Source organism: Pseudomonas putida, from assembly GCF_028682475.1.
In the GTDB taxonomy this organism is placed as follows: domain Bacteria; phylum Pseudomonadota; class Gammaproteobacteria; order Pseudomonadales; family Pseudomonadaceae; genus Aquipseudomonas; species Aquipseudomonas putida_AG.
The window spans coordinates 18,252-34,045 of record NZ_JANHLE010000037.1; the positions used below are offsets into that span (position 1 = coordinate 18,252).

Below are 15,794 nucleotides of genomic sequence, written 5' to 3' on the forward strand. Positions count from 1 at the left end.
GATCTAAGCGGGGGAGTTGTCTGGGGTCGACGTCGAGCGCTCGATCTGCGCCTCCTGCAGATAGCGCACCAGCGCCTGAGCATGCCCCGGCAAGCGCGTGAAGTCGCGGGAGCACAGCAGCAACTGGCGCTGCGCCCAGGGTTCCTCCAGCTTCATGCTGTGCAAGGCCAGCACGCCCTGCCAACGCCGGACGGCTGCCAGTGGCACCACACCCAGCCCGGCACCGTGGGCGACCATGCGAATCACCCCGTCAAAGCTTTCGGCCCGGACCCGCGTCTGCATCCGCTGCCCCAGGTGCAGGGCTTGTTCTTCCAGATGCAGGGCCAGGGCGCTGTCGCTCGACAAGCCGACGAAGCCATGCGTGAGTGCGTCGGCAAAGCGCATGGCGGATGTTGTCGCCAGGGGATGAGCGGGTGGCATGATCAGCACCAGGGGATCGTCGCGAAACGGCAGGGTTTGCAGGTGCTCGCTACTGACCGCGGTGGAGACGATGCCGATATCCGCCGCACCCTGGGTGATCGCCTGGACGATGCGCAGGCTCGGCAGTTCCTGGATGTCGAGGGTGATCTCCCGGTAGTCGGCGAGAAAGCCGGCGAGCAATTCCGGCAGGTATTCGCTCAGCGCCGCAGTGTTGCACAGCAGGCGTACCTGACCTTGCAAGCCTTGGGCGTATTGGCCCAGGTCGTACTGCAGGCGCTCGACCTGCTGGCTGATCAGGCGCGCATGTTGCAGCAGAGCCTGGCCGGCGGGCGTCGCTTGCACGCCACGGCGATTGCGCTCCAGCAAGGGCGTACCGAGAGAGGCTTCCATGGCGCGGATCCGCGCACTGGCGGCCGGTAGCGACAGGTGGCTGCGCTGGGCCCCCGCCGTGATGTTGCCGCACTCCAGGGTGTGCTGGAACAGCCGCAGGTCGATCAGATCAAAATGCATGAGCCTCTGCCTGAGCAATAGTCTGGCTCAGTATATGGCAGATTTTCAGGCGCCCGTCGCGCAGGCAGCATGGATGCATGACGACTCTATTTGGTTTTTATCAGGAAATCGGTCCGGCGCTGTCGCTGCTGGTGGTGTTCACCTTTCTGCTCGCGGGGGCGGTGAAAGGTGTCATCGGTCTGGGCTTGCCGACCATTGCCATGGGCCTGCTCGGGCTGGCTATGTCACCGGCGCAGGCTGCGGCCTTGCTGATCGTGCCCTCTACCCTGACCAATCTCTGGCAGTTGGCGGCGGGCGGGCATCTGCCGGCCTTGCTGCGGCGGCTGTGGCCGATGCTGGCGATGATCTTCATCGGCACGCTGCTGGGCAGTGCCTGGCTGGGCATCAACAGCGGCGAGTGGGCGGCACACGCACTGGGCGGCGCATTGCTGGTCTATGCGCTGTACGGATTGTTCGGGCGTGGTTTCAGTGTGCCGTTGGCGTGGGAGCGCTGGTTGGGGCCCCTATGCGGACTGCTGACCGGTCTGATCACCGCTGCCACCGGTGTCTTTGTCCTTCCAGCGGTGCCCTACTTGCAGGGGCTGGGCCTGAACCGCGACGAGATGGTCCAGGCACTCGGCCTGTCCTTCACCATTTCGACTCTGGCCCTGGCGCTGGGCCTGGCCGGCCAGGACGCGCTCGGCGCCGAGGCGTTGGGCGCGTCGCTGCTGGTGCTGGCGCCAGCGCTGCTGGGCATGCTTTGCGGTCAGTGGCTGCGCCAGCGCATCAGTGCGGCTCTGTTCAAGCGCTGCTTTTTTGCCGGCCTGGCAGTGCTAGGCGTGCACTTGTTGCTCAACGGCTAGCGGACGACGGGCTGAGCATTTCGATCAGTTGAATGTCGAAGTCACGCTCCAGGTAGTCCATGCGCTTTTCGAAGAACGCTTGCATGTGCGGCAGGGCCGAGTGCACGTCCAGCGCGGCCTTGCTGGCCCAGATCTCATAGAACACGAACAGGCTTGGGTCTTCCTTGTCGCGCAACATGTGGTACTCGATGCAGCCAGGCTCGGCGCGGCTTGGTTCGACATAGGCGCGAAACAGCGCTTCGAAGGCTTCGGCTTGTTCCGGGCGGGTTTTGGCTTTGAGAATGAAGCCGTAGGGTTCGCTCATGAGGTCGACCTCTGGTGGGGGAGAGCCTGATTTTATTTCAATAATGTAGGTTTGATTCGTGCTTTTCAGTCAAAAGTATTTTGCCCCGACGACGGTTTTTCCAGCGCTGTGCATGCCCTAATCTGCCGCCATCCAAATTCAACCGGTCCCGGGCCGTCGCAGACAGCACAGCGGATCGTACGACAGATGAGGCAAGTGATGAAAAAAGTCCTGTTGCTCAACGGCGGTAAAAAATTCGCCCACTCCGATGGCCGCCTGAACGAGACCCTGCACGAAGCCGCCCTGGCATTTCTCGATCGCGCCGGTTTCGACATCAAGACCACCTACATCGATGGCGGTTACGACAATGCCGAAGAAGTGCAGAAATTCCTCTGGGCCGACGTGATCATCTATCAGATGCCGGGCTGGTGGATGGGCGCACCCTGGACCGTCAAGCAGTACCTGGATGAAGTCTTCACCGCCGGTCACGGTAGCCTTTACGCCAACGACGGCCGCACCCGCTCCGATGCGTCGCAGAAGTACGGCAGCGGCGGTCTGATCCACGGCAAGCAATACATGCTGTCGCTGACCTGGAACGCACCGCAGCAGGCGTTTGATGACCCGAGCGATTTCTTCGAAGGCAAAGGTGTGGATGCGGTGTACTTCCCGTTCCACAAGGCCAACCAGTTCCTCGGCATGAGCGGTCTGCCCACCTACCTGGCCGTGGATGTGATGAAACGTCCGAATGTCGAAGCCGCAGTGGCCGCCTACGAGCAGCACCTGGCCCGGGTTTTCCAGATCCAGGCCTGATGAAACCTTGCGCTGGCCGCGCCAAGCGGCTATCTATCACGGCTGTTGCTCACCCCGGGGTACAGCCGTGAAAGCCAGGTCCGATGAATTGCAGGTGTTCGTCTCGGTGATCGAGTGCGGCTCGATTTCCGCCGCCGCCGAGCAGAGCGAGCAGACGCCTTCGGCGATCAGCCGGACCCTGTCGCGCCTGGAGGCCAAGCTCGGCACGACGCTGATCAACCGTACCACCCGGCGCATGGACCTGACCGAAGAAGGGCGGTTCTTCTTCGAACGGGCCAAGGCGATCCTGCAACAGATGGATGAGCTGGAAGAGCACCTGTCGGTGCATCACCAGACGCCTTCCGGACGCCTGCGCATCAATGCCGCCTTGCCCTTCATGCTGCATGCCATCGTGCCCTGGGTCGGCGAGTTTCGTGCGTTGTACCCACAGATTCAGCTTGAACTCAACACCAGCGACCTGATCATCGACCTGATCGAACAGAGCACTGATGTCGCCATTCGCATCGGCGAGCTGGCCGACTCCAGCCTGCATGCCCGTTCCCTCGGCTGCAGCCCGTTGAATGTACTGGCCAGTCCCGAGTACCTGGCGCGCCATGGCACACCGGAGCGGGTTGAAGACCTGCAGGCACATTCGCTGCTCGGTTTTACCCAGACCGAAACCCTCAACCATTGGCCATTGCGCCATGTCGAAGGTGATCGCCTGCTGATCCGCCCGAGCCTGTCGGCTTCCAGCGGCGAAACCTTGCGTGAGCTGGCCCTGGCTGGCGAGGGTATCGCCTGCCTGTCGCACTTCATGACTCACGAAGATATTCGTGCCGGCCGTCTGCAGGTGATTTTGCCCGAGCACAATAGCGGCTATCGGCAACCGATCAACGCGGTGTATTACCGCAACTCGCAGCTGGCCCTGCGCATTCAGTGCTTCCTCGATTTCATCCAGCACAAGCTGGCGGTCTATGCCTGCTGATCGCTCCCGGTGCGACAAAGCCTTCCTGCGCGCGGCGATTTTTTCTGCGGTGTTTGATTAGTTTTCTGACATCAGCCTTAATGGCTGTTCAACGAAAACAACACCAAGGAAGCTCTCATGCGCGTTGTGATGTTCCGAACCCTGGGCCTGAGTGCCGCGATACTCGCCAGTTCATCGGCTTACGCTGTGACGTTGGAAGGCGGCGCGGTGGCCGCACCCGATCAATATGGTGCACAGGTGGCCGCCGAAGTTCTCAAGAAGGGTGGTAACGCGGTAGACGCCGCAGTCGCCACCGCCTTCACCCTGGCCGTGACCTACCCCGAAGCCGGCAACATCGGCGGCGGTGGTTTCATGACCCTGTACATGGACGGCAAACCCTACTTCCTCGACTACCGCGAAGTGGCGCCCAAGGCTGCCAGCCGCAACATGTACCTGGACGAAAAGGGCGAGATCATCGAGAACCTGAGCCTGGTCGGTGCCCGCGCCGCTGGCGTGCCGGGTACGGTGATGGGCTTGTGGGAGGCGCATCAGAAGTTCGGCAAGCTGCCTTGGGCGGAACTGATCACCCCGGCAGTGGGCTACGCGAAGAACGGTTTCAAGATTGCTGCCAAGCAGTATCAATACCGCGAAGATGCGCTGGGCCTGTTCAAGGACAGCACCAACTTCAACGACTACTTCGGCAGCATGAAAGTCGGCGAGACCTTCAAGCAGCCGGAGCTGGCGCAAACCCTGGAACGCATTGCCGACAAAGGCGTCAGCGAGTTCTACCAGGGCAAGACCGCCGACCTGCTGGTCGCGCAGATGCAGGCCGACAACGGCCTGATCAGCAAAGACGACCTCAAGGATTACAAAGCGGTTTGGCGTGAGCCGATGGGCATCGAGTGGCGCGGCAATATGGTGTATACCGCGCCGCTGCCAAGCTCTGGCGGTGTCGCTCTGGCGCAGTTGCTGGGCATCAAGGAAAACCGTGCGGCGGACTTCAAGGGTGTCGAGCTGAACTCGGCGCGCTATATCCACCTGCTGGCGGAAATCGAGAAGCGCGTGTTCGCTGACCGTGCCGACTACCTGGGCGACCCGGATTTTTCCAAGGTGCCGGTCGATAAGCTGATCGCCAAAGATTACATCGCCAAGCGGGCCCAGGAGGTCAATCCGAGCGCCATCTCCGACACCGAGAAAGTCCGTCCGGGCCTGGAGCCGCATCAGACCACGCACTTCTCCATTGTCGACAAGCAGGGTAACGCGGTCAGCAACACTTACACCCTGAACTGGGACTACGGCAGTGGTGTGGTGGTCAAAGGCGCAGGCTTCCTGCTCAACGACGAGATGGACGACTTCAGTTCCAAGCCGGGTGTGGCCAACGCCTTCGGCGTGGTCGGCGGTGATGCCAACGCCATCGAGCCGGGCAAGCGTATGCTTTCGTCCATGGCGCCGACCCTGGTTACCCGTGACGGCCAGGTTACCCTGGTGCTGGGCACGCCGGGCGGATCGCGGATCTTTACCTCGATCTTCCAGGTGCTGAACAACCTGTATGACTACAACCTGCCGCTGGAAAAGGCTGTAGCCGCGCAGCGCGTGCATCACCAGTTGCTGCCTAAGGACACCATTTACTTTGACGCTTATGCGCCGCTGACCGGCAAGGTTGCGGATGAGCTGAAGAAGATGGGCTACACCCTGGAAGATCAGGGTTGGGAGATGGGCGATATCCAGGCGATCCGTGTGAACGGTGCAGCGCTGGAGACTGCTTCCGATCCGCGTGGGCGTGGGGTAGGGCAGGTCGTTAAGTAAGCGAAGCTTGGTTAACCTGTGGAAGCCGGCATTGCCGGCGATGGGGCGCTTGGCGCCCCTGGTCCGGCTACGTCGGGAATCGCCGGCAAGGCCGGCTCCCACAGGGATTTGACTACCTCAAGCAACAGTCAGACGCGGAAGTGGCTGACCATGGTCTGCAACTGATTACCCAGACGCGCCAGCTCAACACTGGAGGCCGCGGTTTCATCGCTGGCCGCCGCCGTCTGTTCCGACACATCGCGCACATTGATGATGCTGCGGCTGATCTGTTCGGCCACCGCACTCTGCTGCTCGGCCGCCGCGGCGATCTGCTGGTTCATCGACTGGATGTTCGACACCGTGCGGGTGATGCTTTCCAGCGAGGCACCCGCCTTGCGGGTCAGCTCGACGCTGCTGTCGGTCAGGTTGCGGCTGCCGAGCATCACATTGGCCACCTGCTGAGTACCGCTCTGCAGGCCGGCGACCAGCTCTTCGATCTCTTCGGTGGACTTCTGTGTGCGCTGGGCCAGGCCGCGAACTTCGTCGGCAACCACGGCAAAACCACGTCCGGCTTCACCGGCACGGGCCGCTTCGATGGCGGCGTTGAGCGCCAGCAGGTTGGTCTGTTCAGCCACCGACTTGATAACGTCCATGACGCTGCCGATCTTCTGGCTTTCCTGCTGCAGCAGGCCCATGGCTTCAGTGGAGCGGTGCACTTCTTCGGCCAGGCGTTCGATCTGGCTGATCGCCTCGGCAACTACCTGGTCACCGGCTCGCGCTTGCGCATCGGCGTCGGTTGCAGCAGATGAAGCGTGTTCGGCGTTACGCGCGACTTCCTGCACGGTGGCGGCCATTTCGTGCATGGCGGTGGCGACCTGGTCGGTCTCGACTTTCTGGCTGTTGACCCCGGCGCTGGTTTCTTCGGTCACCGCCGACAGCTCTTCGGCGGCGCTGGCGATCTGGGTGACACCATCACGGATGCCGCTGATCAGGTCGCGCAGGGTCGAACCCATGCGCTGGATGCCCTGTTGCAGCACGCCAAGCTCGTCGCGACGGGTGACGCGCAGGTTGTGGGTAAGGTCGCCGGCGGCGATCTTTTCCACCACGGCCAGGGTTTCGCGCAGCGGGCGGGTGATCTGGCGGGTGATGATCACTGCGGCCAGCACACCGACCAGCAACGCCAGCAACGTAGCGGTGAGCTGCAGGGTACGGGCCTGGGCACTTTCGTTGTCACGGCGTTCGAGCTGGATCTTGTACAGCGCATCGCTGATCTTGACGATGGTCGCGCCTTGTACGGTCATTTCCTGGCGGGCGACGGCAACATCGGCAGTGGCATCGCGGAACTGACGCACGGCGTCACGGTAGGCCAGCACTGCGCTTTCGAACTGCTGAATGCGTGCGGCTTCGTTCGGCATCTGACGGTTCAGGCTGGCGATCTCGGCCAGGGCACCATCGAGCTGGCGCAGCGCCAGTTGCTCGGTTTCGCTGCTGATGTCGGCGATATAGCTGCGCACGGCCAGGCGTACCTGGAACAACTGTTCCTTGGCCTGGGTGATGGTGCGGAACTGCTCCAGGCGGCTGGCGTCACCTTCAGGCAGGGCGAGGATGTCGCGGTTGATCGCCTCGACCAGCTCGATGGCGCGCGCAGCGGCCAGGTTCATCGCATCCCGCGCAGCCAGGCTGGTTTTGTAGCCGGCGCGCATCTTGTTGATCGAGATCTGATACGCGCTGATGGTCTGGCCCAGTTCCTGGAGCAACTTGACGTTTTCCGGGCTTTTGAAGGTCTTGAGCAGTTTTTGCTGCTGTTCGCTGAAGGCATTCAACTTGACCTGGACAGCGCCGGCAGCGGCATCGTCGCCGTTGGTCAGCATGTACTGCAGGCGGGTGATACGCAGGTCGGTCAGGTCACCGTTGAGCTGGGTGATGTCGCTCATCCAGTTACTGCGATCGATCAGCCCACCCATGCTGTTCCAGCCGGTCAGGGCCAGCAGGCTGGTGAGCAGCAGCACCAGGCCGAAGCCCAGGCCGAGTTTCAGGTTGACGCTGATGTTGGCAAACCAGCTATTCATACGATCCCTCCAGGAATGTTGTGCTTCTTGATCCATATCGCTGGAAGGTTGTTGTTTTTGAAGGCCAGCCGATCTTCTGAGCAGGGTATATCGGCGGCTAGCGCCGGAGCTGAAACGCTTTTTCAGCAAAAAAGATCAGTGGTCGTAACCGGGTTTTTCCGCGGCAGTCGATTGGGGCTGCCGCGGATCAGCAGGAAGGGGTTAAAGCGAGCGAATGGTGAAGGTGTCGCACTGATTGATGTCGCCCTTGGCAAAGCCGGTCTTGAACCAGCGCACACGCTGTTGCGAGGTGCCATGGGTGAAGGAATCCGGCACCACCCGGCCCTGGCCTTTCTGTTGCAGGCGGTCGTCGCCAATGGCATTGGCGGCGTTCAGCGCTTCTTCGATGTCGCCGGGTTCGAGCCAGTTCAGGCGTTGCTGGGCCTGGAACGCCCAGACGCCGGCCAGGCAGTCGGCTTGCAGTTCCTGACGCACCAGCAGGCCGTTGTCGCCCTCCATCCGCTCACCCCGCTGACGCGCGGCTTGAACTTTGGCCGACACGCCCAGTAGGGTCTGCACATGGTGGCCGACTTCGTGGGCGATGACATAGGCCTGGGCGAAATCGCCGGCCGCCGCGAAGCGCTGTTCCATTTCGCGGAAGAAGCTCATGTCGAGGTAGACCTTCTGGTCGGCCGGGCAATAGAACGGGCCGACCGCCGAGGAGGCGAAGCCGCAGGCCGAATTGATCTGGCCGCTGAACAGGGTCAGGGTCGGGTCTTTGTACTGGCGACCGGCCTGGGCGAAGATTGCCCGCCAGGTGTCTTCGGTGTCACCGAGGATCGAGGCGACGAATTCGGCCTGTTCGTCGTTGGCTGGTGGTGCCTTGCCGGTGTCGGTGCTGACCGGTGCAGTTTGCTGGCCCATCTGCCCGGTCAACTGGCCAAGGATCTGCAGCGGGTCCTGCCCGGTTATCCAGCCGATGCCGACGATCAGCAGGATCGCACCGATGCTCAGGCCCTTGCCTCCGCCGAAGCGCATGCCGCCGCCACCCTCGCCACGGGCATCGACGACATTGTCGCTACGCCTGCCTTTTCGCCATTGCATGAGTGCTCTCCCGCGCTTGGAAACATGAGCACAAAGATTAGTTCACCGCGTGTCGCTCTGTCAGATTCCTGATAGAGACATAACCATTTGGTTATGCATGTTAGGGTTATTTTCAATATTCCTCTGGCCGAACATACCGGAAACTGCAAGCTCGCCGGCCACGTCCAGGCGTTCCAATAATTCCAAGACAGGAGAACGGCATGTCTGCGCAAGACAATAGTCGCTTCGCAATCCGTGATCGCAACTGGCACCCGAAGGCCCTTACTCCGGATTACAAAACCTCCATTGCCCGTTCGCCGCGTCAGGCCCTGGTGAGCATTCCACAGTCGATCAGCGAAAGCACAGGCCCGGACTTTTCCCACCTGAAATTCGGCCAGCATGACCATGATCTGCTGCTCAACTTCAACAACGGCGGGCTGCCCATTGGCGAGCGGATCATTCTTGCCGGGCGGGTCTGCGACCAGTACGGCAAACCGGTCCCGCATACCCTGGTGGAAATCTGGCAGGCCAACGCCGGTGGCCGCTACCGTCACAAGAACGACCGCTATCTGGCGCCGCTGGACCCCAACTTCGGTGGTGTCGGCCGCGCCCTGACTGACAGCGAGGGTTACTACAGCTTCCGCACCATCAAGCCGGGTCCGTACCCTTGGCGTAATGGCCCCAATGACTGGCGTCCGGCGCATATCCATGTGTCGATCAGTGGCCCGTCGATTGCCACTCGTTTGATTACCCAGCTGTATTTCGAAGGTGATCCGTTGATCCCGATGTGCCCGATCGTCAAGTCGATCGCCAATCCTGACGCGGTACAGAGCCTGATCGCGCGGCTGGACATGAGCAACGCCAACCCGATGGATTGCCTGGCCTATCGCTTCGACATCGTTCTGCGCGGCCAGCGCAAAACCCACTTCGAAAACCGCTGAGGAGGTTTCCCATGCCTATTCAATTGCTGCCGGAAACCCCTTCGCAGACGGCCGGCCCGTATGTGCACATTGGTTTGGCCCTGGAGGCCGCCGGCAACCCGGCTCGCGACCAGGAGATCTGGAACCGCATGGCCCGGACCGATGCGCCGGGTGAGCATATCCTGGTGTTCGGCAACGTTTATGACGGTAACGGTCATCTGGTCAGGGATTCGTTCCTGGAGTTCTGGCAGGCCGATCACAATGGCCAGTACCAGGGCGATTTCAATCTGGAGCAAGCGTTCAACAGTTTCGGTCGCACCGCCACCACGTTCGATGCCGGTGAGTGGACCCTGCACACCATCAAACCCGGTGTAGTACGCAATGCCGCCGGTGTACCGATGGCGCCGCACATCAACGTCAGCCTGTTTGCCCGCGGGATCAACATCCATCTGCAGACGCGTCTGTACTTCGATGACGAGGCCCAGGCCAACGCCCAGTGCCCGGTGCTCAACCTGATCGAGCAGCCGCAACGGCGCGAGACCCTGGTGGCGACCCGCTGTGAGGTGGATGGCAAGTTGGCCTATCGCTTTGACATCCGCATTCAGGGTGAAGGTGAGACGGTGTTCTTCGACTTCTGATGTGTGCGTTCCGATCGCGGGGCTTACCCCGCGATTGCGCCTGTCCCTTTAAATTTGCGCTTTCGCCGTGGCTCTTTAAAATCGGCACAAATTTCAGGGACCATGACCATGGCCGGCAGTCAGATCGAACGCGCGTTCAGTCTTCTCGAACGCCTTACCAGCGAACCGCGCGGGTTGCCCCTGCAGACCCTGGCCGAAGAGCTGGACATTCCCAAGAGTGCCACCCATCGCATGCTCGCCGAGTTGATGCGTCTGGGCTATGTGCGCCAGAACCTGGAGAGCAGCCGCTATCACCTGAGCACTCGCCTGGTGGCCATGGGCTTTCGTTACCTGGCCAGCAGCGGCGCCGACATCGTTCAACCGATTCTTGATGAGCTGGCCCACAACACCGGTGAGCTAGTGCGCCTGGGTGTGGTCGACGGTGATCGCCAGACCTGGATCGCCAAGGCCCAGGGCGCGCGTTCGGGGCTGCGCTATGACCCGGACATGGGCCGTGATGCGCCGCTGTTCTACACCGCTTCCGGACACGCCTGGCTGTCCAGCCTGACTGATGATGAGGCCTTACAGCTGGTCGAACGTCAGGGCATTGCCAGGCGCGAGGAGTTCGGCCCCAACGCTCCTGCCTCCACTGCTGAACTGCTCGAGCGCCTGCGCCTTGCCCGTGAGCATGGCTACGCCTGGGTGGTCGAGAGTTCGGCGGTGGGCACCTCGGCATTGGCCGCCGTGGTCCGCCATCCCGTGGATGGCCATACGGTGGGGGTGCTCAGCGTCGCCGGGCCCAGCGCGCGGATGAGTGAAGCACGAATGCACGCGTTGGCGCCGGTACTGCTGGCGGCGGCGGCGGAGTTGTCGGCGGCCAGTCCTGCGTCCGAATTGTTTGTTTGATTCATCGCGGGGCAAGCCCGCTCCCACCAGGGTGTCACTATGCCGGTGGGAGCGGGCTTGCCCCGCGATGATTGTGCTTGCAATAAAACTGGAACTCAGTTCTAAATAACTGAAATTTCAGTTCCCCGAGATTGCACCCCATGCCCCGTCCCACTGCGCTCAGCGATGCCAGACAGCCACTGCGGGGCATTTTGCTGGTGGTGCTGGCGATGTTCCTGTTTGCCAGTCATGACGCTCTGTCCAAGTACCTGGCCGGGTTCTATCCGATCCTCTGGGTGGTCTGGGCCCGCTATCTGGTGCACACCCTGCTGATGATGGCGATCTTCCTGCCGCAGTCCGGGTTGCGCGTGTTGCGCACGCGGCGGCCGGGGCTGCAGGCCTTGCGCGCCTTGTGTCTGCTCGGCACCAGTCTGCTGTTTACCACCGCCTTGCAGTACATCCCGCTTGCCGAAGCGACGGCGGTCAACTTCCTCGCGCCCTTGCTGGTGACGGCACTGTCCCTGCCGTTGCTGGGCGAGAAGGTGACCCGTGGCCAGTGGGTGGCGGTGCTGGTGAGTTTTGTCGGGGTGACGGTGATCATCCACCCCGGCGGTGCGCTGTTCACCCCGGCCGTGCTGCTGCCTTTCGGTTCGGCGCTGTGTTTCTGTTTCTACCAGTTGCTGACCCGCAAGCTCAGCGGCATCGACAGCCCGACCACCAGCAACTTTTTTGCCGGGGTGCTCAATACGTTGGTGATGAGTGCCATCGTGCCGATGTTCTGGCAAACGCCGAGCCTGATCCACGGGGTGATGGCGGTGGCGCTGGGCACCTGCGGGATGACTGCGCACCTGTTTCTGACCCAGGCCTTCCGCCTCGCGCCACCGGCCATGCTGGCACCGTTCAGTTACTGTCAGATCGTTTTCGCCGGGATACTCGGCCTGGTGCTGTTCGGACACAGCCCGGACCTGGCCGGGCTGGTCGGTATCGCGCTGATCTGCCTCAGCGGGCTGGGCGCTGCCTGGTTGCAGCGCAAGCCTTAGGCTTCGACCTTCGGCACCTTGCGCGGGGCCAACAGGTACATCCAGGCCAGGGCAATGAAGTACATGGCCGGGATCATGGTGAACAGCAAGGTGTAGTTATTGTTGGTGGTGGTCAGGATGTAGCCCACCAGCTGGGTCATGAACATCCCGCCGATGGCCGCGCACATGCCACCGAAACCAAACACCGTGCTCATCATGTGCTTGGGCGTGTAGTCCATCACCAGGCTCCAGATATTGGCGGTCCAGGCCTGGTGTGCGGCGATGGCCAGGGAGATGGCCAGTACCGCCACCCACAAACTGCTGGCGCCGGCGGCGAAAATCACGCCGATGATGGTGATCGCGAACAGCAGCATCGACAGCAGGCGAGCCTTGACCGGCGCCATGCCACGGCCAATCAGGAACGACGAAAGAATGCCGCCGCCAACGCTGCCGAAGTCGGCGCTGATGTAGATGACGATCAGTGGGATACCCATCTGCGTCACACTGATGCCCAGGTTGTACTGCTGGTTGAGGAACGGCGGCAGCCAGTACAGGTAGAACCAGAACACCGGCGCGGTCATCGAGTAGGCCAGGGCGAAGGCCCAGGTGCCACGCATGCGCAGGATCCGCGAGAAGGGCACGCGGGCCTGTTCCGGTTCACTTTCGCTCACGTAAGCCAGTTCTTCCTTGCTGACCGTTGGGTGGTCTTCCGGGTTGAAGTACTTCAGGCCCCAGAACAGCACCCACACCAGGCCCAGTGCGGCCATGCCCATGAATGCGGCCTGCCAGCCCCAGACGGTGAGAATCAGCGGCAACAGCATCGGGGTGAACATCGCCCCGACGTTGGTCCCGGCGTTGAAAATGCCGGTGGCCACCGCCCGTTCGCCGGCCGGAAACCACAGGCGGGTGGTCTTGACGCAGGCGGGGTAATTGGCGGCTTCAGTCAGGCCGAGAATGAAGCGGCAGACCATAAAGCCCAGCGCCGAAGTGGCCAGGCCGTGGGCGCCGGTGGCCAGGCTCCAGAGCAGCACCGCGCAGAAGAACACGCGCTTGACGCCGATGCGGTCGATCAACCGCCCCTGGAGGACGAAGCCGATGGCGTAACCGACCTGGAACCAGAAGTTGATGTTGGCGTAATCCATCGCCGTCCAGCTCATTTCCTTGGCCAGGATCGGCTGCATGACGCCCAGGGCGGCGCGGTCGATGTAGTTCAGGGTGGTGGCGAAGAACACCAGGGCAAGCATGGCCCAACGGGTCGTGCCGACCGCCATGGCGCCACGGATCTTGTCGCCGATGCCGGCGTGCGGGGTGCTGGCCAGCGGCTGGGCTATGCGGGAACTGTGCGAATGGATCATGGGAGGGTTACCCGTATTTTTATGTTTATGGGTCAAGCCTTGGTCACGCAACGCTACGGACGCCAGGGTGCTCGGCGGTCGTTTGAAACGGCAGGGGTCGAGGCGCTTTTGGCGCGTCGAGCATCGCTGCCCGGTGTCGAAATGGTGCGCCTGTGGTCAAAAAAGGGTCAATTCGTTGAACGCTATTATGGGCGATAATCGAACACAAAACTAACTGGTTAGTACGTTTTCAATTGAGCAAAAAGTGTGCAGCGCCAATAATCGCAGCATCCGGGTTTTGCCTGCCCATCGGAGCCATAAAAAATGCAGCGTTCAATTGCCACCGTGTCCTTGAGCGGTACCTTGCCGGAAAAACTCGACGCCATTGCCGCCGCGGGCTTTGACGGGGTCGAGATCTTCGAAAATGACTTGCTCTACTACGCCGGCAGCCCGCGGGAAATCCGCCAGCGCTGTGCTGACCTGGGCCTGGCAATTACCCTGTTTCAGCCGTTTCGTGACTTCGAAGGCTGCCGTCGTGAGCGCCTGGCGCGCAACCTGGACCGCGCTGAACGCAAGTTCGACCTGATGCAGGAACTGGGGACCGATCTGGTCTTGGTGTGCAGCAACGTGGCTGCTGATTCACTGGGCGAGCGCCAGGTGTTGGTCGACGATTTGCGCCTGCTGGCCGAGCGTGCCGGGGCCCGCGATCTGCGCATCGGTTACGAAGCCTTGGCCTGGGGCCGGCATGTGAACACCTGGCAGCAGGTCTGGGACATCGTCCAGGCCGCAGACCATGCCAGCCTGGGGATGATTCTCGACAGTTTTCATACCTTGTCGCTCAAGGGCGACCCGCGGGCGATCGCCCAGGTCCCCGGTGACAAGATCTTCTTCGTGCAGATGGCCGATGCACCGCTGCTGGCGATGGATGTGCTGGAGTGGAGCCGGCATTTTCGCTGCTTCCCGGGGCAGGGTGAGTTCGACCTGGCGGGCTTTCTGGCGCCGATTCTGGCCAGCGGTTATCGCGGGCCGTTGTCGCTGGAAATCTTCAATGACGGTTTCCGCGCCGCACCGCCGCGGGCCAATGCCGCCGACGGTCTGCGTTCGCTGCTGTATCTGGAGGAAAAGACCCGCCAGCGTCTTGAGCAACAGACCGCGCAAGCGCAGGACGAGCGCCTGTTCGCACCACCGCCAGCCAGTGCCTACGACGGCATCGAGTTTCTGGAGTTTGCCGTTGACGATGCCCTCGGCGCCAAACTGGGTAACTGGCTGCAACGCCTGGGCTTCAGCCGTGCCGGTAGCCACCGCTCGAAGAATGTCAGTTTGCTGCGCCAGGGCGATATCAACCTGATCCTCAACGCCGAGCCCTATTCGTTTGCCCACAACTTTTTCGAAAGCCATGGCCCGTCCTTGTGCGCCACGGCAATCCGGGTCAAGGACAGCGCCCAGGCGCTGGCCCGTGCGGTGGCTTTCCATGGCCAGCCGTACCGTGGCCTGGTCGGGCCGAACGAGCGTGAGCTGGCGGCAGTGCGTGCGCCAGATGGCAGCCTGATCTACCTGGTCGATCAGGACGCCGAAGGGCGGACCATCTACGATACCGATTTCAGCCTGATGCCAAGCTCGGGTAACAGCCTCGGCCTCAAGCGCATCGATCACATGGCCCTGGCCTTGCCGGCCGATGGCCTGGACAGTTGGGCGCTGTTCTACAAAAGCCTGCTGGACTTCAGCGCCGATGATGAAGTGGTGCTGCCTGATCCCTATGGCCTGGTAAAAAGCCGAGCGCTGCGCAGCCAATGCAGTTCGATCCGCTTGCCATTGAACATCTCGGAAAACCGCAACACGGCCATTGCCCATGCGCTGTCGCATTATCGCGGCTCGGGCGTGCACCACATCGCCTTCGACTGCGACGACATCTTTGCTGCGGTCAAGCAAGCCAAGGAGGCCGGCGTGGCGTTGCTCGACATCCCGCTCAACTATTACGACGACCTGGCGGCGCGCTTTGATTTCGACGACGAATTCCTCAGCGAGCTGGCCTACTACAACGTGCTCTATGACCGTGACGCCCAGGGCGGCGAGCTGTTTCACGTGTACACCGAAGCGTTCGAGGAGCGCTTTTTCTTCGAAGTCCTGCAGCGGCGCAATGGTTACAGTGGTTACGGCGCAGCCAACGTTGCCGTGCGTCTGGCGGCCATGGCCAAGGCCCGTGCGGGCGCCCCGGCACAGGCCCGCTTGTAGGGCGGGGCCGGCAGGCTTTCTTCCTTATCCCCCGGGGCTCATAATCACCGGGTTAACCGTTGG

At 61.9% G+C, this 15,794-nt stretch carries 14 protein-coding genes; 9 read left to right on the forward strand and 5 right to left on the reverse strand.

Annotated features, from left to right (window positions below):
* Window positions 1-3 precede the first annotated feature (3 nt).
* The gene (locus NPS47_RS22795; RefSeq protein ID WP_274297016.1) at window positions 4-930 is read right to left on the reverse strand and encodes a LysR family transcriptional regulator; all 927 of its coding nucleotides are present in this window, start codon (window positions 928-930) and stop codon (window positions 4-6) included.
* Between the two features lie 77 nt (window positions 931-1,007).
* On the opposite strand from NPS47_RS22795, the gene NPS47_RS22800 reads away from it, so the two are divergent.
* A complete protein-coding gene (locus NPS47_RS22800; RefSeq protein ID WP_274297017.1) occupies window positions 1,008-1,772 on the forward strand; it encodes a sulfite exporter TauE/SafE family protein in 765 nt (254 codons plus the stop codon).
* On the opposite strand, the gene NPS47_RS22805 is transcribed toward NPS47_RS22800, so the two are convergent.
* Window positions 1,762-2,076 carry a putative quinol monooxygenase gene (locus NPS47_RS22805; protein ID WP_157194327.1) on the reverse strand — a complete coding sequence of 105 codons (315 nt, stop codon included), beginning with the start codon at window positions 2,074-2,076 and terminating at the stop codon, window positions 1,762-1,764. The genes NPS47_RS22800 and NPS47_RS22805 overlap by 11 nt on opposite strands.
* Window positions 2,077-2,274: 198 nt before the next feature.
* Here NPS47_RS22805 and NPS47_RS22810 point away from each other — a divergent pair, with 198 nt between their 5' ends.
* The 3 genes from NPS47_RS22810 to ggt all read left to right on the forward strand — a co-directional run bounded on the left by NPS47_RS22810 (window position 2,275) and on the right by ggt (window position 5,614).
* The gene (locus NPS47_RS22810; RefSeq protein ID WP_274297018.1) at window positions 2,275-2,865 is read left to right on the forward strand and encodes an NAD(P)H-dependent oxidoreductase; all 591 of its coding nucleotides are present in this window, start codon (window positions 2,275-2,277) and stop codon (window positions 2,863-2,865) included.
* A gap of 67 nt (window positions 2,866-2,932) precedes the next feature.
* A complete protein-coding gene (locus tag NPS47_RS22815; protein ID WP_274297019.1) occupies window positions 2,933-3,829 on the forward strand; it encodes a LysR family transcriptional regulator in 897 nt (298 codons plus the stop codon).
* A 117-nt stretch (window positions 3,830-3,946) separates the two neighbouring features.
* The gene (gene ggt / locus NPS47_RS22820) at window positions 3,947-5,614 is read left to right on the forward strand and encodes a gamma-glutamyltransferase (protein WP_274297020.1); all 1,668 of its coding nucleotides are present in this window, start codon (window positions 3,947-3,949) and stop codon (window positions 5,612-5,614) included.
* A gap of 128 nt (window positions 5,615-5,742) precedes the next feature.
* On the opposite strand, the gene NPS47_RS22825 is transcribed toward ggt, so the two are convergent.
* Together NPS47_RS22825 and ypfJ are read right to left on the reverse strand one after the other, a co-directional pair.
* Window positions 5,743-7,662, reverse strand: coding sequence for a methyl-accepting chemotaxis protein (locus NPS47_RS22825; RefSeq protein WP_274297021.1), 1,920 nt, complete (start codon window positions 7,660-7,662; stop codon window positions 5,743-5,745).
* 201 nt (window positions 7,663-7,863) lie between these two features.
* Entirely contained in the window at window positions 7,864-8,745 is an 882-nt protein-coding gene (gene ypfJ, locus NPS47_RS22830) for a KPN_02809 family neutral zinc metallopeptidase (RefSeq protein ID WP_274297022.1), read from the reverse strand.
* Window positions 8,746-8,945: 200 nt separating this feature from the next.
* On the opposite strand from ypfJ, the gene pcaH reads away from it, so the two are divergent.
* The 4 genes from pcaH (at window position 8,946) to NPS47_RS22850 (ending at window position 12,186) form a co-directional block, all read left to right on the forward strand.
* Window positions 8,946-9,665 (forward strand): protocatechuate 3,4-dioxygenase subunit beta, encoded by a 720-nt coding sequence (gene pcaH / locus NPS47_RS22835; protein ID WP_274297023.1) that lies wholly within the window; start codon window positions 8,946-8,948, stop codon window positions 9,663-9,665.
* Window positions 9,666-9,676: 11 nt separating this feature from the next.
* Window positions 9,677-10,282 (forward strand): protocatechuate 3,4-dioxygenase subunit alpha, encoded by a 606-nt coding sequence (gene pcaG, locus NPS47_RS22840; RefSeq protein ID WP_274297024.1) that lies wholly within the window; start codon window positions 9,677-9,679, stop codon window positions 10,280-10,282.
* A gap of 108 nt (window positions 10,283-10,390) precedes the next feature.
* Window positions 10,391-11,167, forward strand: coding sequence for an IclR family transcriptional regulator (locus NPS47_RS22845; protein ID WP_274297025.1), 777 nt, complete (start codon window positions 10,391-10,393; stop codon window positions 11,165-11,167).
* A gap of 140 nt (window positions 11,168-11,307) precedes the next feature.
* Window positions 11,308-12,186: a DMT family transporter gene (locus tag NPS47_RS22850; RefSeq protein WP_274297026.1), complete on the forward strand. Its 879-nt coding sequence runs from the start codon at window positions 11,308-11,310 to the stop codon at window positions 12,184-12,186.
* Here the strand turns inward: NPS47_RS22850 and NPS47_RS22855 are convergent.
* Window positions 12,183-13,520 carry an MFS transporter gene (locus tag NPS47_RS22855; protein ID WP_274297027.1) on the reverse strand — a complete coding sequence of 446 codons (1,338 nt, stop codon included), beginning with the start codon at window positions 13,518-13,520 and terminating at the stop codon, window positions 12,183-12,185. The two genes, NPS47_RS22850 and NPS47_RS22855, sit on opposite strands and share 4 nt — an antisense overlap.
* Before the next feature lie 303 nt (window positions 13,521-13,823).
* Here NPS47_RS22855 and quiC point away from each other — a divergent pair, with 303 nt between their 5' ends.
* Entirely contained in the window at window positions 13,824-15,731 is a 1,908-nt protein-coding gene (quiC, locus tag NPS47_RS22860) for a 3-dehydroshikimate dehydratase QuiC (protein WP_274297028.1), read from the forward strand.
* Window positions 15,732-15,794 lie beyond the last annotated feature (63 nt).

Bases quoted from the DNA above. Each gene is read 5' to 3' on its own strand.
- NPS47_RS22795 (WP_274297016.1), bottom strand. From the start codon at position 930: ATGCATTTTGATCTGATCGACCTGCGGCTGTTCCAGCACACCCTGGAG.
- NPS47_RS22800 (WP_274297017.1), top strand. From the start codon at position 1,008: ATGACGACTCTATTTGGTTTTTATCAGGAAATCGGTCCGGCGCTGTCG.
- NPS47_RS22805 (WP_157194327.1), bottom strand. From the start codon at position 2,076: ATGAGCGAACCCTACGGCTTCATTCTCAAAGCCAAAACCCGCCCGGAA.
- NPS47_RS22810 (WP_274297018.1), top strand. From the start codon at position 2,275: ATGAAAAAAGTCCTGTTGCTCAACGGCGGTAAAAAATTCGCCCACTCC.
- ggt (WP_274297020.1), top strand. From the start codon at position 3,947: ATGCGCGTTGTGATGTTCCGAACCCTGGGCCTGAGTGCCGCGATACTC.
- NPS47_RS22825 (WP_274297021.1), bottom strand. From the start codon at position 7,662: ATGAATAGCTGGTTTGCCAACATCAGCGTCAACCTGAAACTCGGCCTG.
- ypfJ (WP_274297022.1), bottom strand. From the start codon at position 8,745: ATGCAATGGCGAAAAGGCAGGCGTAGCGACAATGTCGTCGATGCCCGT.
- pcaH (WP_274297023.1), top strand. From the start codon at position 8,946: ATGTCTGCGCAAGACAATAGTCGCTTCGCAATCCGTGATCGCAACTGG.
- pcaG (WP_274297024.1), top strand. From the start codon at position 9,677: ATGCCTATTCAATTGCTGCCGGAAACCCCTTCGCAGACGGCCGGCCCG.
- NPS47_RS22845 (WP_274297025.1), top strand. From the start codon at position 10,391: ATGGCCGGCAGTCAGATCGAACGCGCGTTCAGTCTTCTCGAACGCCTT.
- NPS47_RS22850 (WP_274297026.1), top strand. From the start codon at position 11,308: ATGCCCCGTCCCACTGCGCTCAGCGATGCCAGACAGCCACTGCGGGGC.
- NPS47_RS22855 (WP_274297027.1), bottom strand. From the start codon at position 13,520: ATGATCCATTCGCACAGTTCCCGCATAGCCCAGCCGCTGGCCAGCACC.
- quiC (WP_274297028.1), top strand. From the start codon at position 13,824: ATGCAGCGTTCAATTGCCACCGTGTCCTTGAGCGGTACCTTGCCGGAA.